Annotated in this window: 24 protein-coding genes and 1 tRNA gene; 16 read left to right on the forward strand and 9 right to left on the reverse strand. The window is 68.3% G+C overall.

The features are described 5' to 3' along the window. Positions 1–303 precede the first annotated feature (303 nt). Positions 304–489, reverse strand: a complete 186-nt coding sequence (locus ACLQ7T_RS13920) for a hypothetical protein (protein ID WP_420479961.1) — start codon at positions 487–489, stop codon at positions 304–306. 76 nt (positions 490–565) lie between these two features. Here ACLQ7T_RS13920 and argB point away from each other — a divergent pair, with 76 nt between their 5' ends. The 3 genes from argB to dapD are packed head-to-tail and all read left to right on the forward strand — an operon-like array spanning position 566 to position 3,008. Continuing rightward, on the forward strand, positions 566–1,495 hold the full coding sequence (gene argB / locus ACLQ7T_RS13925) for an acetylglutamate kinase (RefSeq protein ID WP_420479962.1): 930 nt from the start codon (positions 566–568) through the stop codon (positions 1,493–1,495). Next, positions 1,492–2,154 (forward strand): pyrimidine 5'-nucleotidase, encoded by a 663-nt coding sequence (locus tag ACLQ7T_RS13930; RefSeq protein WP_420479963.1) that lies wholly within the window; start codon positions 1,492–1,494, stop codon positions 2,152–2,154. Before argB ends, ACLQ7T_RS13930 begins: the two co-directional genes overlap by 4 nt. Next, a complete protein-coding gene (dapD, locus tag ACLQ7T_RS13935) occupies positions 2,151–3,008 on the forward strand; it encodes a 2,3,4,5-tetrahydropyridine-2,6-dicarboxylate N-succinyltransferase (RefSeq protein WP_420479964.1) in 858 nt (285 codons plus the stop codon). The genes ACLQ7T_RS13930 and dapD overlap by 4 nt, the downstream gene beginning before the upstream one ends. A gap of 88 nt (positions 3,009–3,096) precedes the next feature. Here the strand turns inward: dapD and ACLQ7T_RS13940 are convergent, their stop codons facing one another. After that, positions 3,097–4,323: a PQQ-dependent sugar dehydrogenase gene (locus tag ACLQ7T_RS13940; RefSeq protein WP_420479965.1), complete on the reverse strand. Its 1,227-nt coding sequence runs from the start codon at positions 4,321–4,323 to the stop codon at positions 3,097–3,099. A gap of 199 nt (positions 4,324–4,522) precedes the next feature. Here ACLQ7T_RS13940 and ACLQ7T_RS13945 point away from each other — a divergent pair. The 3 genes from ACLQ7T_RS13945 (at position 4,523) to ACLQ7T_RS13955 (ending at position 6,599) form a co-directional block, all read left to right on the forward strand. Then, positions 4,523–4,599: transfer RNA gene (locus ACLQ7T_RS13945), tRNA-Met, on the forward strand. Positions 4,600–4,942: 343 nt separating this feature from the next. Beyond that, positions 4,943–6,058, forward strand: coding sequence for a hypothetical protein (locus ACLQ7T_RS13950; protein WP_420479966.1), 1,116 nt, complete (start codon positions 4,943–4,945; stop codon positions 6,056–6,058). Between the two features lie 19 nt (positions 6,059–6,077). Continuing rightward, a complete protein-coding gene (locus tag ACLQ7T_RS13955; protein ID WP_420479967.1) occupies positions 6,078–6,599 on the forward strand; it encodes a hypothetical protein in 522 nt (173 codons plus the stop codon). A 599-nt stretch (positions 6,600–7,198) separates the two neighbouring features. Here the strand turns inward: ACLQ7T_RS13955 and ACLQ7T_RS13960 are convergent. Together ACLQ7T_RS13960 and ACLQ7T_RS13965 are read right to left on the reverse strand one after the other, a co-directional pair. Further along, entirely contained in the window at positions 7,199–7,867 is a 669-nt protein-coding gene (locus tag ACLQ7T_RS13960; RefSeq protein WP_420479968.1) for a class I SAM-dependent methyltransferase, read from the reverse strand. Beyond that, complete coding sequence (locus ACLQ7T_RS13965) at positions 7,864–8,769, reverse strand: NAD(P)/FAD-dependent oxidoreductase (protein WP_420479969.1); 906 nt, start codon at positions 8,767–8,769, stop codon at positions 7,864–7,866. Before ACLQ7T_RS13965 ends, ACLQ7T_RS13960 begins: the two co-directional genes overlap by 4 nt. 98 nt (positions 8,770–8,867) lie before the next feature. Here ACLQ7T_RS13965 and ACLQ7T_RS13970 point away from each other — a divergent pair, with 98 nt between their 5' ends. After that, positions 8,868–9,305 (forward strand): RrF2 family transcriptional regulator, encoded by a 438-nt coding sequence (locus ACLQ7T_RS13970; protein ID WP_420479970.1) that lies wholly within the window; start codon positions 8,868–8,870, stop codon positions 9,303–9,305. 178 nt (positions 9,306–9,483) lie between these two features. Further along, positions 9,484–9,693, forward strand: coding sequence for a hypothetical protein (locus ACLQ7T_RS13975; RefSeq protein ID WP_420472171.1), 210 nt, complete (start codon positions 9,484–9,486; stop codon positions 9,691–9,693). A 156-nt stretch (positions 9,694–9,849) separates the two neighbouring features. Here the strand turns inward: ACLQ7T_RS13975 and ACLQ7T_RS13980 are convergent, their stop codons facing one another. Beyond that, positions 9,850–10,770, reverse strand: a complete 921-nt coding sequence (locus ACLQ7T_RS13980) for a LysR family transcriptional regulator (protein WP_420479971.1) — start codon at positions 10,768–10,770, stop codon at positions 9,850–9,852. Between the two features lie 119 nt (positions 10,771–10,889). Here ACLQ7T_RS13980 and ACLQ7T_RS13985 point away from each other — a divergent pair, with 119 nt between their 5' ends. The 4 genes from ACLQ7T_RS13985 to ACLQ7T_RS14000 all read left to right on the forward strand — a co-directional run bounded on the left by ACLQ7T_RS13985 (position 10,890) and on the right by ACLQ7T_RS14000 (position 14,580). Next, positions 10,890–11,954, forward strand: a complete 1,065-nt coding sequence (locus ACLQ7T_RS13985; protein ID WP_420479972.1) for an NAD(P)-dependent alcohol dehydrogenase — start codon at positions 10,890–10,892, stop codon at positions 11,952–11,954. Between the two features lie 115 nt (positions 11,955–12,069). Then, complete coding sequence (locus ACLQ7T_RS13990) at positions 12,070–13,200, forward strand: aldo/keto reductase (protein ID WP_420479973.1); 1,131 nt, start codon at positions 12,070–12,072, stop codon at positions 13,198–13,200. A gap of 15 nt (positions 13,201–13,215) precedes the next feature. Next, a complete protein-coding gene (locus tag ACLQ7T_RS13995) occupies positions 13,216–14,208 on the forward strand; it encodes an aldo/keto reductase (protein ID WP_420479974.1) in 993 nt (330 codons plus the stop codon). A 69-nt stretch (positions 14,209–14,277) separates the two neighbouring features. Then, positions 14,278–14,580: a hypothetical protein gene (locus ACLQ7T_RS14000; protein ID WP_420479975.1), complete on the forward strand. Its 303-nt coding sequence runs from the start codon at positions 14,278–14,280 to the stop codon at positions 14,578–14,580. Positions 14,581–14,587: 7 nt separating this feature from the next. On the opposite strand, the gene ACLQ7T_RS14005 is transcribed toward ACLQ7T_RS14000, so the two are convergent. Next, positions 14,588–15,214: a TlpA family protein disulfide reductase gene (locus tag ACLQ7T_RS14005; protein WP_420472167.1), complete on the reverse strand. Its 627-nt coding sequence runs from the start codon at positions 15,212–15,214 to the stop codon at positions 14,588–14,590. Between ACLQ7T_RS14005 and argH the strand changes: the two genes are divergently transcribed. The 3 genes from argH to lysA are packed head-to-tail and all read left to right on the forward strand — an operon-like array spanning position 15,213 to position 18,186. After that, positions 15,213–16,643 (forward strand): argininosuccinate lyase, encoded by a 1,431-nt coding sequence (gene argH, locus ACLQ7T_RS14010; RefSeq protein WP_420479976.1) that lies wholly within the window; start codon positions 15,213–15,215, stop codon positions 16,641–16,643. The two genes, ACLQ7T_RS14005 and argH, sit on opposite strands and share 2 nt — an antisense overlap. A gap of 10 nt (positions 16,644–16,653) precedes the next feature. Further along, positions 16,654–16,890, forward strand: coding sequence for a hypothetical protein (locus ACLQ7T_RS14015; RefSeq protein ID WP_420479977.1), 237 nt, complete (start codon positions 16,654–16,656; stop codon positions 16,888–16,890). A gap of 21 nt (positions 16,891–16,911) precedes the next feature. Further along, positions 16,912–18,186 carry a diaminopimelate decarboxylase gene (gene lysA / locus ACLQ7T_RS14020; protein ID WP_420479978.1) on the forward strand — a complete coding sequence of 425 codons (1,275 nt, stop codon included), beginning with the start codon at positions 16,912–16,914 and terminating at the stop codon, positions 18,184–18,186. 16 nt (positions 18,187–18,202) lie between these two features. Here lysA and ACLQ7T_RS14025 read toward each other — a convergent pair whose 3' ends face one another. From ACLQ7T_RS14025 to ACLQ7T_RS14035, 3 genes are read right to left on the reverse strand one after another with little or no spacing between them, the layout of a single operon-like run. Further along, positions 18,203–18,580 carry a four helix bundle protein gene (locus ACLQ7T_RS14025; RefSeq protein WP_420479979.1) on the reverse strand — a complete coding sequence of 126 codons (378 nt, stop codon included), beginning with the start codon at positions 18,578–18,580 and terminating at the stop codon, positions 18,203–18,205. Positions 18,581–18,625: 45 nt separating this feature from the next. Beyond that, on the reverse strand, positions 18,626–19,159 hold the full coding sequence (locus tag ACLQ7T_RS14030; protein WP_420479980.1) for a phosphoribosyltransferase: 534 nt from the start codon (positions 19,157–19,159) through the stop codon (positions 18,626–18,628). After that, positions 19,152–20,210, reverse strand: a complete 1,059-nt coding sequence (locus ACLQ7T_RS14035) for an MJ0042-type zinc finger domain-containing protein (protein WP_420479981.1) — start codon at positions 20,208–20,210, stop codon at positions 19,152–19,154. The genes ACLQ7T_RS14030 and ACLQ7T_RS14035 overlap by 8 nt, the downstream gene beginning before the upstream one ends. Before the next feature lie 69 nt (positions 20,211–20,279). Between ACLQ7T_RS14035 and ACLQ7T_RS14040 the strand changes: the two genes are divergently transcribed. Next, a complete protein-coding gene (locus tag ACLQ7T_RS14040) occupies positions 20,280–20,990 on the forward strand; it encodes a cell division ATP-binding protein FtsE (protein WP_420479982.1) in 711 nt (236 codons plus the stop codon). The last annotated feature ends 164 nt before the right edge of the window (positions 20,991–21,154 follow it).

The following is a 21,154-nucleotide window of genomic DNA, read 5'->3' on the forward strand; positions in this document are numbered from 1 at the left end:
TCAGTTCCAGATCGTCGATCGTGTGGTAGCCGGCGTCAATCGCACCGTACCAACCGTTCGGCTCGGCCGCGGCGACGCCGGCCGACAGGGCGAGCGCCCCGGCGGCGCTGGACGCCAGAATGAAAGTCTTAACGCGCATTGGTGGATGCCCTCCGCAGCCAGGAATGGATTTCGACGGCGTTTGCCGCCGCTAAGCTTTTCCTTATCAGTCCCTTTCGCCGAGGTCGAGACAGACTGAGGCAGAACAATGTTCAACGTGGCGACAAGGTTACAGACGGTCTTCGAGGCCCCCCGGGACGCGCGTCAGCCGCCGCCGGTCCGCCCCGTCGCCCGGCCGGTTCCCTCGCACACCGGACAGGTTTCTCCGTCTCCCAGCGTCCCCGCGCCCTGGCACTCCGGACAAAGGGTCGCGTCCGGATGCTGGAGCGAGGCCGGATCGGCGGGATCGGCGGGACTCAGGTCCCGATCATCAATATCGTGCGGGTTCATGGGACCGGAAACGGCGTCCGGCCGCTCCGGTTTCATGATGACAGGCCGACGCCTTGCCGTTAGGGAGCCGCTCGTGATGGACGAGATCGAACGCCAATCCGAGGAACGGGGCTGGGCCACGGCGAAAACGCTGGCCGAGGCGCTGCCCTATATCCAAGTTTACGACCGCGAGACCGTGGTCATCAAATACGGCGGCCACGCCATGGGCGAAACCGCCGTGGCCAAGCAGTTCGCCGCCGATGTGGTGCTGCTGAAGCTGATGGGCGTGAACCCGGTCGTGGTCCACGGCGGCGGCCCGCAGATCAGCGCCATGCTGGACAAGGCCGGGGTGAAGTCGAACTTCGTCGACGGCCTGCGCGTGACCGACGCCGACACCATGGCGGTGGCCGAGATGGTCCTGTCCGGCGCGGTGAACAAGGAGATCGCCCACTGGATCACGGTGGCGGGCAAGGAAGCGGACGTCCGGGGCGTGGGCCTGTCGGGCAAGGACGCCGGCCTGCTGACGGTGAAGAAGACGTCGCGCAAGAAGCGCGATCCCGACAGCATGATCGAACACGAGGTCGATCTGGGCTTCGTCGGCGATCCGACCAGGGTGGACGCCAAGCTGATCAAGGGGCTGATCGCCTCGGAGACCGACGACTGGGTGCCGGTCGTGGCCCCCATCGGCGTGGCCGAGGACGGCGCGACCTATAACGTCAACGCCGACACCGTCGCCGGCGCCCTGGCCGGGGAGCTGAAGGCCAAGCGGATGCTGCTGCTGACGGACGTTCCGGGCGTGCGTGGCGCGGACGGTCAGATCATCCGCCAGATGACCTTGGGCCAGGCTTCGAAGCTGATCGAGGACGGCGTCGCCACCGGCGGCATGATCCCCAAGCTGCAGACCGCAATGGCCGCTGTGCGTTCCGGCGTCGAGGCCGTCGTCATCCTGGACGGCCGCCGCCCCCACGCCATGCTGGTCGAGCTGTTCACCGAATACGGCGCGGGCACCCTGGTGAAGGCGTCTTGATCGACCTGTCCGACGTCACCGTCTGGGTGTTCGACATGGACGACACCCTGTACCCGCGGGAACAGGGGCTGATGCGGCTGGTCCAGGCCCGGATCAACGCCTACGTCGTCGAGGCCGTGGGGCTGCACCCCGACGAGGCCCGGGTGCTCCAGCGGCAGTTCCTGGACGAGCACGGCACGACCCTGGCGGGGCTGATGGCCAACTACACCATCGACGCCGAGCATTTCCTGCACGACGTCCACGACGTGCCCATGGACAGTCTGGAGCCCAACCCCGCCCTGGCCGCCCAGCTGCGCCGCCTGCCCGGCCGCAAATTCGTCTTCACCAACGGCGCCCGGGAGTATGCGGGCCGGGTGCTGGACCGGCTGGGGGTCGCGGACTGTTTCGACGGCCTGTTCGCCATCGAGGACGCCGATCTGACGCCCAAGCCCGCGCCCTCGACCTTCCGCAGGATGATCGCGCAGTTCGGCTTCGAGCCGCGCACCGCCGCCTTCTTCGAGGACACGCCGAAGAACCTGGAGCCGGCCAAGGCCCTGGGCATGACCACCGTCCTGATCGGGGACGGGCACGGCAAGCCGCTCGGCGATCATATCGACCACATCGCCCCCGATCTGACAGACTTCCTGACCGACCTGACCTTCAAGGACGCCGCCGCATGACCGATCTGGCCCATCTCGAATCCGTCATCGAAGCGGCGTGGGACGACCGCGCCAATGTATCGGCCGCGACCCACGGCGAGGTCCGCCACGCCGTCGAGCAGGCCCTGAACCTGCTGGACTCGGGACAGGCCCGGGTCGCCTCGCGCGGTGAGGACGGTGTCTGGACGACCCACCAGTGGCTGAAGAAGGCGGTGCTGCTGTCGTTCCGCCTGAACGACAACGAGATCATGCGCGCGGGCGACCGCGGCCCGACCAGCCACGCCCCGGGCGTCGGCCCCTTCTGGGACAAGGTGCCGAACAAGTTCGGCGACTGGACCGCCGCCGACTATCAGGGCGCCGGCTTCCGCTCGGTGCCGGGCGCCATCGCCCGCCGCGGCGCCTATATCGCGAAGAATGTGATCCTGATGCCGTCGTTCGTGAACATCGGCGCCTATGTCGATGAAGGCTCGATGGTCGACGCCTGGGCCACGGTCGGCTCCTGCGCCCAGATCGGCAAGAATGTGCACCTGTCGGGCGGCGCGGGCATCGGCGGCGTGCTGGAGCCCCTGCAGGCCAACCCGACCATCATCGAGGACGGCTGCTTCATCGGCGCCCGCGCCGAGGTGGCCGAGGGCGTGATCGTGCGCGAAGGCGCCGTCCTGGCCATGGGCGTCTATCTGTCCGCCTCGACGAAGATCGTGGACCGGGAGACCGGCGAGGTCTTCCGCGGCGAGGTCCCGGCCTACAGCGTCGTGGTGCCGGGCAGCCTGCCGGACCCGAAGGGCGGGCCGAGCCTGTACTGCGCCGTCATCGTCAAGCGCGTGGACGCCCAGACCCGCGCCAAGACCGGCGTGAACGAGCTGCTGCGCGACTGACGCGAGTGAGTAGTGAGTTGGGAGTAGTGAGCGGGCGGCAACCGTCGCCCCCGCCACTCACTACTCACCAATCCCTTCGAAACGGCTCCTACTGCGCCGACAGGCGGACCAGCTTGCCGTCCCGTTCGTCGGTGATGGCCCAGACCGCGCCGTCGGGGCCGACGGCCACATCGCGGACGCGCTCGCCGAGATCGGTCAGCAGATATTCCTCGCCGACCACCCGGTTGTTCTGAAGCACCAGACGCGAGATGCGCTTTTCCTTCAGGCCCGCGACCAGCAGGTTGCCGCGCCAGCCCGGGAACATGGCGCCGTCGTAGAAGGCCATGCCGCCCGGGGCGATGACCGGGTCCCAGTAATAGACCGGCTGCTCCAGCCCCTCGCGGGCGGTGACGCCCTCATTGATGGCGCCGCCCGCGTATTCGACGCCATAGGCGATGATCGGCCAGCCGTAGTTCACGCCCGCGCGGTCGAGGTTCAGCTCGTCGCCGCCGCGCGTGCCGTGCTCGATAGTCCAGACGTCGCCGGTCGGGGTGATGGCGATGCCCTGCATGTTGCGGTGCCCCAGCGACCAGATTTCCGGCAGGGCGCCCTCGCGGCCCACATAGGGGTTGTCCGAGGGGACCGAGCCATCGGCGTTGATGCGGATGGTCTTGCCCATGTGCGAGGCCAGATCCTGGGCCTGCGGACGCATGGGGCGGTCGGAGCGCTCGCCCAGGGTGATGAACAGCTTGCCGTCCGGAGCGAAGGCCAGGGACGAGCCGAAATGCTTGTCGCCGTCATAGACCGGCAGGGCGCGGAAAATGACCTGCACATTCTCCAGACGCGTCCCGTCGTCCGACAGGCGTGCGCGGGCGACCGAGGTGGCGTTGCCGCCTTCACGGGGTTCGGCGTAGCTCCAGTAGATCAGGCGGTCCTGACCGAAGGTCGGGCCGACGATGACGTCCAGCAGACCGCCCTGCCCGCGCGCCGAGACGGCGGGCAGGCCCGCGAGGGGCTCGCTGACCTGACCGTCGGCGGTGATGATGCGCAGGCGGCCCGGCTTTTCCGTCACCAGCCAGCGGCCGTCCGGCAGCAGGGCCAGACCCCAGGGGTTCTGCAGGCCCGAGGCCACGACCGTGTGCGTCAGGGCCGCCTCGGTGCGGACGGCGGGGGCGCGGGTCTGACCCTCGGTCGCCGGCTGCTGGGCCGGATTGTTGGCGGGGCGGGTTTCCAGGGGTGCGCCGGCCTGCCCGGCGGGGGCGTCCTGCCCGGTGGCCCCGCAGGCGCCGGCCAGGGCGAGGGCGGAAACGGTGACGGCGAGGGCGATCAGGCGCATGGTCAGACTCCGGCAGAAACGGTTCGCCGCGAAACGGCGCCGCTGTCGTTACCGTTCCTGCGAGGGGCCGTCACGGGGATGCGGCGGATCGCCCCGGCGCATCTGTGTTTCGAAGCGACTTGATCCCGCACCGCGTCGCCTCTATAGGCACGCCTCTTCCGGCGGTCAGACCAGTTCCCGCCGGGACTCGAGAAATCGGGGCTGGGTAGCTCAGCTGGTTAGAGCGGTGGATTCATAACCCACAGGTCGGCGGTTCGAGCCCGCCTCCAGCCACCACTTTTTCTTCTTAGTTATCAATAACTTAATTTGGGTTCGAGCCCGACCCCAGCCTCATGCTTAGACCCATACGAAGTGGAGCCTGTCTCGCAGGTCCATCTCCACATCTGCTCGCGCCATTGCCTCAATGAGCTTCAGCAGCACCGGGTCCAGCGGCGACATCGATTCTGGTTCGTCTTCTGGCGGCGAGATGCACGGGCTCGGGGTCATCGCTCGCCTGTAACATCGGATCCTGAAGGATGGGTTCAGGCCCGGCTTCGCATAACGCTCGATGCGCGCGATGACGTTGCGCTATGGCGACCACCGTTCTACACCTCCAACCTTCGGTTGCTGGAGGGGCTGCGTGGCGACTGCTGTGCGAATTGATCTAAACACTCGCTTTATCAAAGGCGACGAGCGTGTCTTTATCGCTCGGCCTGGGGAAGACTTTCGATTTTACAACGACTTCAATCGTAACGGCCGCATCTTCCTCGATGTCCCTGGTTTGAACCTGAATGGGTTCAACGGTCCGCCGGCAGCGGCCGAACTAGCGCCTCTTCTCGGGATGTCCGAACGAGTGCGCAGCTGGCACAGAAAGCGGCGGCCGCCGGAGGCAGCACCTTCGAGAAACCCGGACGACTACCAAAACTTCGGCGTCACCCAACGGCGGGCGGTTATCGCGGGCGCCATCCGGGAAATGTACTTCGGTGCCCGCAAGGGCGAACTGGTGATCGTTCCTGGGCCCGGCTACTGGTCAGATGTTCTCATCGGCGAATTCGCTGATGACCCTGGGATTTTCGCATCCGTTGACGTGGACGCCATTTATCCGGGTGAGCGAATTCCTGGCCGACGAGTGCGTTGGCTGACACGCGTCACCAAGGGCAGCCTTGACCCGGAGCTAATCCGGCGACTCCAGACGCCCCATCCTTTCACCTTGGTTGGCAAATCGATGCGGGACGAACTGTATCGACTCGCCTATCCAAACTTCTCATTCGACGACACGTACACCGCCAAAATCTTTACGCGGGAGCCCGAGTTCACGACGGTAGACGACCTTACCATCCAACTGTTCGTCAATCAGGTCGTCGCCCTGTGGGCGGGCAAGGAACTGGACGAAGAGCCCGCCTCCGTCGAGAAGGCCTTGGCATTCTTGAACGCCCATCCTGAGGTCGTTCCGGATCTGGCGATCAACATAAATTCGCCGGGAAACCTGACCATATACAGCCAACGGCTTGTGCCGCTGGTTATTGCGGCCTTGCTTGCATTGGCGCTTTCGGGGGCCGCACCGTTAAATCCAGCTGACATCGAAGTCGTCAACTCGGCTGCAGGAGCAACTGCCGAGTGTACGGCTGCGGTTGATGAAAGCGTGAAGGATATTCTTAGGATTATGGGATACGATCGGTGGAAGGAGACCTGCGATCAACTGCAGGCCACGGCCGCACGTACCGGGTTGGCACCACAAGTACCAGTGACGCGTTAAGCAACTGCAAGGTGTCTAGATGTTGAAGAACCTCGGCAAAACGCTGACTTCAACGAAGCTGCAGGTGTGGCATATGCTGCTCGCTTCGGTGTTTACAGGCTTGTTACCCATTCTCTACGGCGAGTGGAGGGGCACCCGTGTCCAACACGCTGGTCAACGAGAGCAGGAGATTGTCCTGTTCATGGAAGCTGCAAATCGGCTGGACACGTTGTCTCAGGTCTATGTTGGCTCGTTGGTCGATCAGAAGCGGGTCGACGTTCAGGCCCGAAACCAGCTGCTCGCCAATCTTCAGGAGCAGTCCACCTTGCTCCGGGCTGCCTCTACACATTTGCGGCCTGACGAGGCTCCCACTGTGGAAGCCTACATGACCGAGGTTGGCGATCTTGCCGAGGCGGTCCGCAAGGTCGAAACGGTGCAGGACATGGCACCTTTTTGGTCGAGCATGAGCGATACTCTGGTTGCGCGTGAGGCTCTGGTCGCGGACCTCCGAGCAGCGACCGGCCGCCCTGTCTTGAATGCAAGACCAACCGACACCGGCTGAATAGATACCGGTTAGACGGCGATCTTGATCGCCCGTCCTATGAATGTGGGTGCACGCAGGAACCTGCCTCCAGCCACCATTTTCCTCTGCAGGTTCAGGCGCGACGTCCCGAGGTCTTCCGGGCGTTCCGCCTGCCCGGACCGTCACAACACTCCGCCGCCGCCAGGCGCCGTAGGCAAGCGGACGTTCCGGATGTCCGGCAAGGGTCGGAAGCGGACTCACCGCCTCCGGCCCTTTCGGCTCGGGCGTTGCCGCGCCTCATAACGCTGCAACCAGACACCTAGCCTCCAGAAAAACAAGGTGATCCACGGCACGGCCCAGATAGCCGCCAGCGAAATGGTGACCCAGTTGAGGCCGATCAGGGAGAGCGGTAGCCAACCAGCTGAGACTATGAGGGGCAGGGAGAACCTCGCCCTCAAGCCATTCTCCCATTCTCGGTCTATCCACTCGATGAGAGACGCAAAGCTCATCTTCGGAGGCTGAATTATCCTCTGCATGTCCGCAATGGGTCGAAAGCCGCCCCAAGCATCGACGCCAGGATGCGACCTACACGGTCACCGATACACTCCGGGCGCCGCTCTCTGCGACGTAGCGGTCAGCTACCGCCGCGCCACCCACCCCCTGAAGGTGAAGGCGGCGTAGAACAGCTGCACATCCGAGAACCCCGCCGCCCTCAGATGGGCGACTTCGGCCTCGGGCGTCTGGAGCGGCAAAGCCTCGCCGATGGCGTGGGCGTTGGCCCAGGCGCGCTCCCGCTCCAGACCATTGTCGGCGGCGAAGGCGGCGAAGCGGTTGAGCCAGATCGTGCGCTCCGGGCCGTCCGGGACGCTGTGGTGGGCGAGGACCAGGGCGGCGCCGGGTTTCAGGCGGCGGCGGATTTCCGACAGGGTGGCGATGCGCTGGGCCTCGGGCACGAAATGCAGGGTCAGCAGGCAGGCGGCGCCGTCGAACGGCCCCTCGGGCGCGTCGGCGACATAGCCCTCGCGCAGCTCCGCCCGGTCGGCCAAAGGGCCGAGGGTGCGAGCGGCGAGCTTCAGCATCTCGACGGACGGATCGACGCCGGTGAAGCGCCAGCCGGGCCGGGCCCCGGCGAAGGCGCGCAACTCCATCCCGCCGCCCGCGCCGACGACCAGAACATGACCGTCGGGTGGAACGGTCTCGTCCAGCAGCAGGCGGGTCATGCGGTGCAGGTCATCGAGGCCGGGGACCAGACGACGCGGCCCCTCGGCATAGCGGGCGACGGCCTGCGGATCATCAAAGCCGCTCACGCCGCCGCATCCTGGACCAGGGCCCGGTGGGCGGCGACGCCGGCCATGACGCCGGCGGCGGAGGCCAGGGTGGCGTTGAACATCCGGGTCGCCGCATCGCCCGCGGCGAAGACGCCGGGCACGCTGGTCTGCTGCAGGGCGTCGACGCGGATGTATTGGCCCGTCATGCCGTCCTCGAAGGCGCAGCCCAGCTGTTCGGCCAGCGGGCTGGTCACATGGGTGCGCGGGGCGGTGAAGACGGCCTCGGCCGGGACCTCACGCCCGTCCGCCAGCCGCAGGGCGGAGAGGGCCGTCCCCTCCCCGAGCAGTTCGACCACCGGGGTGCGCTCGATGGCGACGCCGCGCGCGGCCAGCTGGGCGGCCTCTTCCTCTGTCGGCTCGAACCGGCCCTGGGTGAAAAAGGTGGTCGGGCCCCAGTCGGGCAGCATCAGGGCCTGATGCACGGCGCCCGGGACGGTGGCGATCGCAGCCAGACGACGGTCCCGGACCTCATAGCCATGGCAGTAGGGGCAATGCAGGACGCTGACGCCCCAGCGCGGGATCATGGACTCCAGCGGCAGGGTGTCGGCGACCCCGGTGGCGAGGACCAGCTTGCGGGCCGAGACCCCGGCGCCGCCGGACAAGGTCAGGGTGACGCCGTCCGCCTCGGCGCGGGCGGTCAGGGCCTCGGCGTGGGCGAAGTCCACCGACGGATAGCGGGCCAGCTGGGTCAGGCCCTCGCGCATGATGTCGGCGGGCGGGACGCCGTCCTGGCCGAGGAAGCCGTGCGAGGTCGCGGCGAAGCGGTTGCGGGGCTTGCCCGCGTCGACCAGCAGCAGGCGGCGGCGCGCCCGCGCCAGCTGCATCGCCGCGGAGAGGCCGGCGAAACTGCCGCCGACCACAATGACGTCATACCGATCCATGGGAGCCTCTCGTAACTTTCGATGTTGCGAGAGATATAAACGGCGACGCAATCACGCAACTTCTTTTGTTACGTGTGCGCGCGCGATAGGATGGCCGCATGCCCGCAGACACCCGCCTGTCCCGCATGCTGCATGTGCTGATCCACATGGATCACATCGGCGCCCCTGTGACCTCGGAGGCCATCAGCAAGATGATCTCAACCAATCCCGTGGTGGTGCGCCGGACCATGGCGGGATTGAAGGCCGCCGGATACGTGACCTCTGACAAGGGGCACGGCGGGGGCTGGGCGCTGGCGCGGCCTCTGGACGAGGTGACACTGCGCGACATCCATGACGCCCTGGGCAGTCCGAAACTGTTCGCCATCGGGCTGGCGGACGACGATCCGCGCTGTCGCATCGAACAGGCGGTGAACGCGGCCCTGGCCGACAGCCTGACGGAGGCGGAGCGCCGGCTGCTGGACCGTTTCGGCGAGGTGACGCTCGGCCAGCTGGCGCGCGAGGTGGCCGCCGCGCCCCGGACTGCGGACCCGGCCTGACCGCGTGGTCCGAACGGCCGGGCGGGGCGTATGAAGTCCGGATGACCGCCAAATCGGCAGGCGGCGTCCCGGCGGTCCGTCCGGCGTTCTGCGAGCGACGGGGCGGGCCGCCGTCCCTCGCGCCCCGGGTCCGGAAAGCGACTTAGGAACGCGGAGGCCGCGGTGGCGTTCGGCCCCCATGACCCAGTTCAGACTTCACCCCCTCGAGCGCGCCTTCGAACTGGCCCGCACCGGCCTCTACCGGAGCCGCAGCGAGATCGCGCGGGCGATGGAAAAGGACGGCTACACCATGGCCGACGTCAACCAGCTGGAGGGCACCGCCCTGACCCGACAGCTGAACGGCCTGTGCCGGGAGGCCATGGCCCGGCTGCCGAAGACCGCCGCGTGAGCCGCGCCGCAGCCGCCCTGCTGGCCGCGGGCGCCCTGACCGCGGGTCTGGCCGCCTGCGGCGAGAACAGTCCCTCGACCCCGGCGGAGCATTCGCCCGCGGTCTCGGAGCCTGTCGACGGCGTGCCGTCCCGCACAGCGGACGAAGCCGGCCCGACTACCCGCGCGCCGGAGCCGTCGTCCCCGCCCCCCGATAGCGCAACGCCTCCACCAGCAGGGTGAAGGCCGGCGTCGGCTGACGGCGACTGGGGTAGTAGAGGTGGTATCCGGGAAAGGGCGGGCGCCAGTCTTCCAGCACAGGAATCAGCCGCCCCTCGGCGATGGCCGGAGCCGCGACGTCCGACATCAGGAAGCCGAGCCCCATCCCCGCCTCCGCCGCCTTCTGGATCAGGGCCATGTCGTTGAAGATCAGCTGGCCGTCGACACGGACGTTCAACTGCCGCCCGTCCTTCTCGAACTCCCAGGCGTAGAGCCCGCCGCGGGTCGGCAGGCGCAGATTGAGGCAGACGTGGTCGTTGAGATCATGCGGCGTGACCGGCTTCGGCCGTCGCGCGAACCAGGACGGCGCGCCCACCACCACCATGTTCACATCGGGTCCGATCGGGACCGCGATCATGTCGCGCGCCACCTGCTCGCCCAGCCGGACGCCGGCGTCGAAGCGTCGCTCGACGATGTCGGCATAGCCCAGCTCGGTGGTGATCTCGACCTTCACGTCCGGATAGAGGGGCAGGAAGCGCTCCAGCACCGGCCACAGCAGGGTGTGGGCGGCGTGTTCGCCGGAGTTGATCCGGATGGTGCCGGACGGCCGGTCGCGCAGCTCGGCCAGGGCCTCCAGCCGGCTTTCGATGTCCGAGAAGGCCGGCCGGAGCGTCTCGAGCAGCCGCTCGCCCGCCTCGGTCACCGAGACGCTCCGGGTGGTGCGCAGGAGGAGGCGCAGGCCCAGCCGGGTCTCCAGACGCCGGATCGTATGGCTGAGCGCGGACGGCGACTGCCCCAGACGAAAGGCCGCCCGGGTAAACCCCCGCTCCTCCGCCACCACCATGAAGGCGGCCAGGTCGCCCAGCTCATCGCGCTTCATTATTGAATCCCATTCACAGGTTTATGCCGATCACTACCCCTAATCACCCGGAAAGGCGCGCCCTATCTTGATCGCGTTCGCGGCGCGCAGGGGCGCGCCCAAGACGTTCTGGAGCCCCCATGAAATCCTACGGATACGCCGCCCCGTCCGGTGACCAGCCGCTCGCGCCCTTCAGCTTCGAGCGCCGCGACCCGCTGGCGACCGATGTGGCCATCGACATCCTGTACTGCGGCGTCTGCCACTCGGACCTGCATACGGTCCGCGCCGAATGGGGCGGCACCCTGTACCCCTGCTGCCCGGGCCACGAGATCGTCGGCCGCGTCAGCGCGGTGGGCGGGAAGGTCAGCCGCTTCAAGGAAGGCGATCTGGTCGGCGTCGGCTGCATGGTCGACAGCTGCCGGACCTGTCCGTCCTGTGTGGCGGGCGAGGAGCAGTACTGCACCGGAACCGGCATGGTCGGCACCTACAACGGTCCGGACAAGGTCCTGGGCGGCCACACCTTCGGCGGCTATTCCAAGCATATCGTGGTCGATCAGGACTTCGTGCTGAGCATCGGCCATGACGCCAGCCAGCTGGCCGCCGTCGCGCCCCTGCTGTGCGCCGGGATCACCACCTGGTCGCCCCTGCGCCACTGGAAGGTCGGACCGGGCCAGAAGGTCGGCGTGGTCGGCCTGGGCGGCCTGGGCCATATGGGGGTCAAGCTGGCCGCGGCCATGGGCGCGGAAGTCTGGGTCTTCACGACGTCGCCGGGGAAGGCGGAAGACGCCGCGCGCCTCGGCGCCAAGGGCGTGGTCCTGTCGAAGGACAAGGCCGACATGAAGGCCCACATGGGAACCTTCGACTTCATCCTGAACACGGTGGCGGCGTCCATCAATCTGGACCCCTATGTCAGCGCCCTGAAGCGCGACGGGACCATGGTGCTGGTGGGCGTGCCCGCCGAGCCGCATCCTTCGCCGTCGGTCGGCAACCTGATCTTCGGCCGTCGCGCGATCGCCGGCTCGCTGATCGGCGGCATCGCCGAGACGCAGGAGATGCTCGACTTCTGCCGCGACCACAACATCGTCTCGGATGTCGAGATCATCCCGATCGACCAGATCGAGGCCGCCTATGAGCGGATGATCAAGGGCGATGTGAAGTACCGCTTCTCGATCGACATGGCCTCGCTGGAAGCCCCGGCGGCCTGAGCCTGACGGGCCGTCGCCCCGGCGGCGGCCCCTTCATTTGATCCCGCAGCCGACCGTCCCGCGCGACGGATCGCGGACGGCTGTCCGGAGCTAACCACACCGAAGGAGAAGCGGCGTGCCGTCAGAAACTTCCCGCCCCGGTTTTGATCGCCGGGCGATTTTCGGTCTAGGCCTGACCGCCTCGGCCCTTGCCGCCGCGCCGGCTTTCGCCGCCCCCGGCCAGACCTCCCCCGGCAAGCGCCGTCTGGGCGCACTGGAAGTCTCGGCCGTGGGCATCGGCGTGCAGAACATGAGCCGGACCTATCAGACGACGCTTCCTTCGCGCCCGGAGATGCTGAACATCATCCGGACCGCGTTTGACGAGGGCCTGACCTTCTACGACGCAGCCGAAGCGTATGGCCCCCACGAGGTCGAGCGCATTTTGGGCGAAGGCGTCGCGCCGTTTAGGAACGACATCGTCATCGCCACCAAGTTCGGCTGGAACATTGATCAAGAGACCGGCGCGCGGCTGCCGGGGCTCAACAGTCGTCCGCAACACATCCGCATCGTGGTCGAGAATATGCTGCGTCGGCTACGGACCGACCGGATCGACCTGCTGTACCAGCATCGTGTCGATCCTGACGTGCCTATCGAGGACGTTGCCGGCGCGGTCGGCGACCTGATGCGCGAGGGCAAGGTTCTGCACTGGGGACTGAGTGAAATGGGTCAGGGAACCCTGCGCCGGGCCCATGCCGCCCTGCCGGTGTCGGCAGTGCAGAACGAATACTCGATGCTGTGGCGCGGACCGCAGGACTGGGTCATCCCGACCTGCGAGGAACTCGGCGTCGGTCTGGTCTGCTGGAGCCCGCTGGGCGTCGGCTTCCTGAACGGCGCTATCGACGCCGGCACCCGGTTCGCCGAGGGCGACATCCGGGGCATCGAGTCCCGTTTCGCCGGCGAGGACCTGGCCCACAATCTGGCGCTGGTCGAGCTGGTGAAGGCTTGGGGACGACGCAAGAACGCCGCGCCCGGGCAGATCGCCCTCGCCTGGCTGCTGGCCCAGAAGCCGTGGATCGTGCCCATCCCCGGCACGACCCAGATGGCGCACATGCGGGAGAATATCAGCGCGGCATCGCTGCGCTTCTCCCCCGAAGAACTGGCGGAACTGAACGCTGCCGTCGCCGCGATTGAAGTTCGCGGTGCCCGTCTCCCCGAACGGACGCTCGTCCATTCGGAACGGGAAGCCCCGCTTCGGCGGGCGAACTGAGAAAGGAAAAGAACCATGAAAACGCGCACGCTTGGACAATCAGGCCTTGAGGTTTCAGCCCTCGGCTTCGGCTGCATGGGGCTGAGCTTCGGTTATGGAGCGGCGACGGACACGCCGACGGGGGTGAAGCTGATCCGCGAGGCCGTGGATCGCGGCGTGACCTTCTTCGACACCGCGGAAATCTACGGCCCCTGGGCCAATGAGCTGATGGTCGGCGAGGCGCTGGAGCCGGTGCGGGAGCAGGTGAAGATCGCCACCAAATTCGGGTTCGACATCACCGACGCCGGCGAGCGTACGGGCGGGCTGGACAGCCGTCCGGAGCGCATCCGACAGGTGGCGGAGGCGTCGCTGAAGCGGCTGCGGACCGACCACATCGACCTGTTCTACCAGCACCGGGTCGATCCCGCCGTGCCGATGGAGGACGTGGCCGGGACGGTTCGCGACCTGATCGCCGAGGGCAAGGTCGGCCACTTCGGCCTGTCCGAGGCGGGGGTGGACGCCATCTGCCGGGCGCATGCGGTGCAGCCGGTGACGGCGCTGCAGAGCGAATACTCCCTGTTCTGGCGTGAACCGGAGGCGGAGATCCTGCCGCTGCTGGAAGAGCTGGGCATCGGCTTCGTGCCGTTCAGCCCGCTGGGCAAGGGATACCTGACCGGCGCGATCACCCCGAATACGACCTTCGCCGCCGATGACTTCCGGGCGACCGTCCCGCGCTTCGACGCGACCAATCTGAGCGCCAATTTCGCCCTGGTGGAGGAGCTGAAAGGCATCGCCGCCGACAAGGGCGCGACGCCGGCGCAGATCGCCCTCGCCTGGCTGCTGGCGCGCAGGCCGTGGATTGTTCCGATCCCGGGCACGACCAAGCTGCACCGGCTGGAGGAGAACCTGGGCGGGGCCGAGGTCGAACTGACCGCCGCTGACCTGCGGGCGATCGAGGATCGGCTGGGCGACATTCCGCTGACGGGAGAACGCTACACCCCGGCGGCGCAGGCGATGATCAACCGCTGAGGTCGCAGGCCGCAACCGGTCAGGGCGTCCTCGCGTTAACCGCCCAGGTTCAACCGAGAGGACAACGCCATGCGTATTCGTATCGCCGCCCTGACCGCCGTCGCCGCCCTGTCGCTGGGCGCCGCCGCCTGCACCCAGGCCGAACAGGAACAGGCGGAAGCCGACGCCAGCGCCGCCGGTGAAAAGGCCGGCGACATCGCGTCGCAGGCCGGCGAGGTGATCGAGGCCGGAGCCATGAAGGCCGCGCAGGCGACCGAGGAAGTCGCGGGCAACGCCGCCGACAGGCTTGAGGACAATCAGGCCGAGGCCGCCGCCGAGGGACGTCCGGGCGCGGTCAATCCGGCGACGGACGAACGCGTTCCGGCCAACTGACGACCGGTCAGGCCGGCTCCGCCAGCAGGGCGTCGATCAGCGCCTTCGCCTCGGGGCTGGCCCAGTCCGCCTCGCCCGAGAAATGGGCGCGGATCCGCCCCTGACGGTCCAGCAGGATCGTCTGGGGCATCTTGCCCTTGCCCGGCAGTTCAAAGGGCAGCTGGAATTTCGGGTCGCTGTACATCGGCAGCGGCTCATGCACGTCGATGAAGCTGCGGGCGTCGGCGATGGCGTCGGGGGTGGCGTCGACATTGATCGGCAGCACCATGACATCCCGCCCCGCGTAGCTTTCAGCCAGGCGGGCCAGGGTGGGCATCTCGGTGCGGCAGGGCGCGCACCACATCGCCCAGAGGTTGACCACCACCACCTTGCCGCGGAAATCCGACAGGCGCGCATCGGCGCCGTCGCGGGTCCTGAACACATAGGCCGGGGCCGGTTCGAGGGCCGCCGGCGTCTCCAGACGGGCGATCGTGCCGGTGGCGAAGCGGGCCAGTTCGCTTTTCGCGGCCGGTTCCGGCGTTGCGGCTTTGTCGATCAGGCCCGGATTGGCGTATAGCAGCGCCGCGCCGCCGCCGATCCCACCGATCAGCAACGCGCCGACAACCGCGCCGATTACCGCCTTCGAGATAGCCATGTCCGACCAGACGCCCTCCGATCCCGTGACCAAAGCCCCCGGGGGCGCCAAAGGTCAAGACATGTGGGGCGGACGCTTCTCGGCCAAACCGGCCGAAATCATGCAGGCGATCAACGTCTCCATCGGCGTGGACCAGCGCCTGTGGGCCCAGGACCTGGCCGGATCGCGCGCGCATTGTCGCATGCTGGCCGCACAGGGGATCATCCAGCAGGCCGACGCCGACGCCATCCTCGGCGGGCTGGACGCCATCGAGGACGAGATCCGCGGCGGCCGCTTCCCGTTCCGCGACCAGTTCGAGGACATCCACATGAATGTGGAAGCCCGCCTGAATGAGCTGATCGGCGAACCCTCGGGCCGGCTGCACACCGCGCGCAGCCGCAATGACCAGGTGGCGACCGACTTCCGCCTGTGGGTCCGCGACGCCTGCGACCGTCAGGTGGTGCAGCTGAAAGGCCTGCAGAAGGCCCTGCTGGCGCGCGCCGAGCAGCACGCCGGCGACCTGATGCCGGGCTTCACCCACCTGCAGACCGCGCAACCGGTAACGCTGGGCCACCATCTGATGGCCTATGTCGAAATGTTCGGACGCGACGCCTGGCGCTTCGCCGACGCCCGCACCCGGATGAACGAAAACCCGCTGGGCGCCGCCGCGCTGGCCGGGTCGCCCTTCCCCATCGACCGGCACATGACGGCCTCGACCCTGGGCTTCGACCGCCCGATGGCCAACTCGCTGGACGCCGTGTCGGACCGCGATTTCGCGCTGGAAAGCCTGGCCGCCGCCTCGATCTGCGCCGGACACCTGTCACGCCTGGCCGAGGAGATCGTGGTGTGGATGACGCCGATGTTCGGCTTCGTCACCCTGCCCGACGACCTGACCACCGGCTCGTCGATCATGCCGCAGAAGCGCAATCCGGACGCCGCCGAGCTGGTGCGCGCCAAGACGGGCCGGATCATGGGCTCGCTGGTCGCCCTGTCGACGGTGATGAAGGGCCTGCCGCTGGCCTATTCGAAGGACATGCAGGAGGACAAGCCGCCGGTGTTCGAGGCGTTCGACGCCCTCGATCTGGCGCTGGGCGCCATGACCGCCATGGTCGCCGCCCTTGTTCCGGACACGGAAAAGATGGCCGCCGCCGCCGGCGCGGGCTTCTCGACCGCCACCGATCTGGCCGACTGGCTGGTGCGCGAGCTGAACCTGCCCTTCCGTCAGGCGCACCATGTCACGGGCGCGGCGGTCAAGCGGGCCGAGGCGCTGGGCGTGGGTCTGGCGCAACTGCCGCTGGAAGAACTGCAGAAGCTGCATCCCGGCGTGACGGAAGGGGTGTACAAGGTGCTCACCCCTGAGGCTTCCTGCGCCAGCCGCCAGAGCTTCGGGGGCACCGCGCCGGAACAGGTCCGGCAACGTATCGCCGAGTGGACGTCGCGGCTCGGCTAAGGGGGTTCAGATGAAGAAACTTGTCATCGCGGGCGTCGCCGCCCTGATCGCGGTCTCGGCCGCCGCCTGCGGCCGCATGGCTGATCTGGACGCGCCCCCCGCCAAACGCACCGAGCGCAGCATGCGCGACGGCCGCGCCCCCGGCCTGCCGGAGCCCGCCACCGTCAATCGTCCGAACCGCGAGCAGCCCATCGACGGCGGCCCGAGCTCCAGTCCTTTCGGCGGATCGGGCAACAGCCCGCGCTGATCCTCTCCCCGGGATCCCGACTTGAACCATTTTGACCTGATCGACGGCGAACTTCACGCCGAAGGCGTCGCGCTGTCCGTCATCGCCGAAGCCGTCGGCGCGCCGGTCTATGTCTATTCGACCGCCACCCTGACCCGACACTACAGCCTGCTGCGCGGCGCGCTGGATGACCATAAAGGGGCGCTGGGCGACAGCCTGATCGCCTTCGCGGTCAAGGCCAACTCCAACCTGTCGGTGCTGGCGACGCTGGCGAAACTGGGCTGCGGCGCAGACACGGTGTCGGAGGGCGAAATCCGCCGCGCGTTGAAAGCGGGCATCCCGGCCGATCGGATCATCTTCTCGGGCGTGGGCAAGACCGACGCCGAACTGGCCTTCGCCATCGACGTCGGCGTGCGCCAGATCAATCTGGAGAGCGGCGCCGAGCTGGATCGGCTGATCGCGGTGGCGGCGTCGAAGGGCGCCTCGCCCGCTGTGGCGGTCAGGGTCAATCCCAACATCGGCGCGGGCGGTCACGCCAGGATCACCACCGGCGGGGCGACCGACAAGTTCGGCGTGCCGGTCGAGGAAGCCATCGAGCTGTATGTCCGCGCCACGGCCTCGCCGCATGTGACGCCGGTGGGACTGGCCTGTCACATCGGCAGCCAGATCGTCGATCTGGCCCCCATGGAAGCCGCCTTCCGCACCATCCGGGGCGTGGCCGAGACCCTGCGCGACAAGGGCTGCGAGGTCACGCGGCTGGACCTCGGCGGCGGTCTGGGCGTGCCCTATCACGGCCAGACGGACCTGCCCTCCATCGCCGACTACGCCGCCATGTGCGCGCGGGTTCTGGACGGCCTGAACGTCGAGGCCGCGTTCGAGCCGGGCCGCCTGCTGGCCGCCAATGCGGGGGTGCTGGTCAGCCGGGTCATTCAGGTGAACCAGCGCGCGGACGGGCGGCGGTTCCTGGTGCTGGACGCGGGGATGAACGACCTGATGCGGCCCGCCCTGTACGACGCCTTCCACGACCTCGTGCCGGTGCATCCGCGCGAGGGCGAGCGCGCCGCCTATGACCCGGTCGGCCCCATCTGCGAATCCACCGACGTGTTCGCGCGGGACCGGATGCTGGCGCCGCTGCAGGCCGGTGATCTGGTGGCGTTCCTGAGCGCCGGGGCCTACGGGGCCGTGCTGTCGAGCGAGTACAATTCGCGGCCGCTGGTGGCGGAAGTGCTGGTCGATGGGAACCGGTGGGCGGTGGTTCGTCCGCGTCCGAGCTACGACGAGATGTGGGCGCGGGAGCCGAAGGCGGACTGGCTCTGAAGGAAGGGCTTGGGGCTTAGGGCTTGGGGCTTGAGGCGAGCTTGGTCAGCAAGACCCTCAGCATCCGTCCGAGCCCATCTGCTTCAGACAGGATTTCTTTGGTCGAGCCAGGAGCCGCTACTCCCACACGCTCAGCCAAGAGAAGATGGGTTTCCAGCTCTTTGAGAGAGCCCTGAGCAATGCGGACAAAGCTCGCATACGCCGGACGAGTGCCCCGTCCGTACCCTTCGGCAATATTGGCAGCCACTGAGGCAGCGGCTCGCCGCGCCTGTGAAGTCAGCCCGAATTGCTCCTCTTTGGGAAAAGTTCTGCTCAAAAAATAAGTTCTTTCCGCGATCAACATGGCGCGTTGCCATACCTGCAAGTCGCGATAACCCCGTATCCGAGCTTCCATGTCAGCCTCCCGAGCCTAAGACCTAAGCCCTAAGCCCCAAGACCTTCAATCCAGCGCACACACGTCCGGCAGCCCGCGCAGGGCGCCCGCATGATCCAGCCCGTAGCCGACCAGGAACCGGTTCGGGGCGTCCCAGCCGACGAAGTCGGGCTCCGGCGCCCGCGGCAGCGGCCAGGGCTTCTTGGCGAAGACGACGGTCAGGACTTCCGAGGCGCCCTTTTCCTTGGCGATGCGGACAGCCTCGGCCAGCGAAAGGCCGGTGTCGAAGACGTCGTCGATGATGAGGACGCGGCGCCCCTCGATGGAGCGCTGGAAGTCGGCGTAGACGTCGATCTTGCCCCGGCTGGACTGTTCATCGCCGTAGGAGGCGAGCCACAGGGCGTCGAAGCGGACGTTGCGGCCGACGCGCGACAGGGCGCGGGTCAGGTCTGCGGCGAACCAGAGGCCGCCGGTCAGCAGGACCGCGGCGACGGTCTCGTCGTCGATGACGGGGGCGATCTGCGCGGCGAGGTCGGCGACGATGCGTTGCACCTCCGCCTCGGGGAGCAGCACGGTGGGCGTCGGGGAGGTGTCAGCCATGACCCCGCGATACCGCCCGAGGGGCGTGCGAGTCGAGAGCCCTTTCGGCCGAAGCGGGGACGGCGTCGACCGGCTGGCGCTCGTCGGGCAGGGGCACGCCCGGCGTCAGGGCGCGACGCAGGGTGCTGGGACGCGACGCCGAAACCGGCTGCAGACCGGCCTCATGAGCCGGACCGTGCGCGGCGGCGTGCGCCGGAGGCGGGACGCTGGCATGCGGCTCCGCGGCGGGAACGTCGTGGGCGGGGGCGTCGTGTGTGGGGGCGGGCCCATGCCCTTCCTCCGCCGCGTGGGCCGGCGCATGCCCGGCCGCACGGGTGGGTGCATGAGCGGGTGCATGGGCGGGCGCCGGATGGGACGGTGCGGCGTCGAGGACGAAATCCACCCCGACTCCCTGCCCGCGCGCGCCCGGGTCCGGAATGATGACGGCGAAGCCCTGCACCTTGCCGGGCAGGACCGGGGCGGCGTCGATATTGACGACGGCGTGTCCGATCTCGGCGCCGTGCGCGTCCAGCAGGGCGACCCGGACCGGCGGCGCGATCCGCTCGTTGTCGCGCACATTGCGCAGGGCGCCCGAGACGATGACCTTGCCGGGATCATTCGGCAGGGGACGGGCGCTGATCGCCTCGAAATCCAGGCCGGTGGGGTTCACCGTCAGACCGACCGCGGCATAGGCCGCGGCGGTGCGGGGGGCCATCTCCACCACCTCGACCCGGAACAGCCAGGCGGCGCCCAGCAAGGCGGCGAAACCGGAGGCGATGCCGGCCCAGACCACCCCGTGGGTGGCGGCGCGACGCAGGCGGCGCTGCTGCTCGGCGCGGGCGCGGAAGGCGCGCGGCAGCTCCGGCGCCGGGGTCTCGGCCAGGGATTCCGGCGCGGGCTCCTCTCGACGGGGCGGAGGCGTCTCCTCCGCGGCCGACAGCTCCAGCGGCTCGTCGAGGGTGGCGCGCCAGGTGTGTTTGCAGGTCTTGCACCGCACGGTGCGGCCGTTCGGCCCGATTGCGTCGTCGGGTGTGAAATAGCTGGTGGCGCAGGACGGGCAGGTCAGTATCATAGGCGCCGACTGCGAGGCTCTTCGCCCCTCTCCCGTTCGCGGCCCCGCCGCGCACCGATCCAAGAATTGATGTCCGTCCAGACCCGTCGCGCCGCCGATGCCGCCTCGTCGCCCGCCACCGCCCGCCTGCGTGGCGTGGGCTTCGGCTATAACGAGACGCCCGACGTGCTCCGGGACGTTAACCTGATTTTGCCCGCGGGCTCTTTCCACTTCCTTACCGGCCCGTCGGGGGCGGGGAAGTCGACCCTGCTGAAGCTGCTGACCCTCGACGTGCATCCGCGGGCCGGGACGCTGGAGCTGTTCGGGGAAGACGCCGGCGCCGCGCCCCGCAGCCGGGCTCCGGCGTTCCGTCGCCGGATGGGGGTGGTGTTCCAGGACTTCCGGCTGCTGGATCACCTCAGCGCCTGGGAGAACGTCGCCCTGCCCCTGCGGCTGGCCGGGTTGAAGATCGCGGACTACGCCGACGACGTGGATGAGATGCTCGACTGGGTCGGACTGGCCCCCCGCGCGGACGCCCGCCCCGCCGCCCTGTCCGGAGGCGAGAAGCAGCGGCTGGCCATCGCCCGCGCCGTGGTGACCGGCCCGGACCTGATCATCGCCGACGAGCCGACCGGCAATGTCGACGCCGCCATGGCGGGCCGGCTGCTGAAGCTGTTCCAGTCCATGAACCGGCTGGGCACGACCGTGCTGATCGCCAGCCACGACGCCGACCTGGCCGCCCGGTCCGGCGCGACGGTGCTGACCCTGGACCGCGGCCGTCTGTCCGGAGGCGCCGCATGATCGACCGCCTGCTCTCCCGCCGCGCCCCCATCCTGCCCCGCGACACGGGCGGCGAGCCCTGGCTGGCGGCCGTGATCGCCGTGCTCTGCTTCCTCGCCTGCCTGTCCGCCGTCGGCGCGCTGGCGGCGGACCGGGCGGCCCACGGCTGGGCGCGGGTCCTGGGC

The organism is Brevundimonas sediminis (genome assembly GCF_048799765.1).
In the GTDB taxonomy this organism is placed as follows: domain Bacteria; phylum Pseudomonadota; class Alphaproteobacteria; order Caulobacterales; family Caulobacteraceae; genus Brevundimonas.